A 544-nucleotide genomic window follows, 5' to 3' on the forward strand; every position below is an offset into this window, starting at 1 on the left:
GCCAGTGTTATCGACGACGATGGCGTTGTTAATGCCGTACGCCGTGTAATCAATCTCAGCCGGGTCGTTGGCGTAGATCATCTGGATCGGAGTGCCGTTGGCCCAGATGATTTCCTTCTCCTCATCAACGGTGATCGTGCCGTTGAACGCACCGTGGACAGAGTCACGTCGCAGCAGGGAGGCACGCTTGATGATGTCAATGTCACCCTTCTTGCGCACCACCACCGCACGCAGGCGCACACCGCCGTACATTGCCTCGCGGGCAATCAGGATACGGGCAAGCAGGCGGCCGATGCGGCCGAAGCCGTAGAGCACGACGTCGCGTGCATCGAGCTCGGAGGAGGTGCCGATGACGTCAGCGAGCTGCGCCTCGAGGAAGGCACGCAGATCCTTCTCGTCGGAGTGCTTGAACTCCTTTGCCAGGCGGCCAAGGTCGATCGAAGCGGTGCCGAGATCCATCTCCACCAGCTCGCGCAGGATCGGGAGTGTCTCGTCGAGCGGGAGCTCCTTTTCATCGATACGACGCGCGTAGCGGTGTGCCTTG

1 protein-coding gene is annotated in these 544 nt (G+C 61.2%); it reads right to left on the minus strand.

The features are described 5' to 3' along the window. Positions 1-544 (minus strand): glyceraldehyde 3-phosphate dehydrogenase NAD-binding domain-containing protein (locus HMPREF2617_RS06050; protein ID WP_305764520.1); only part of this gene is annotated, 544 nt, incomplete at both ends.

This window comes from Corynebacterium sp. HMSC070H05, from assembly GCF_001837615.1.
Classification (GTDB): domain Bacteria; phylum Actinomycetota; class Actinomycetes; order Mycobacteriales; family Mycobacteriaceae; genus Corynebacterium; species Corynebacterium coyleae.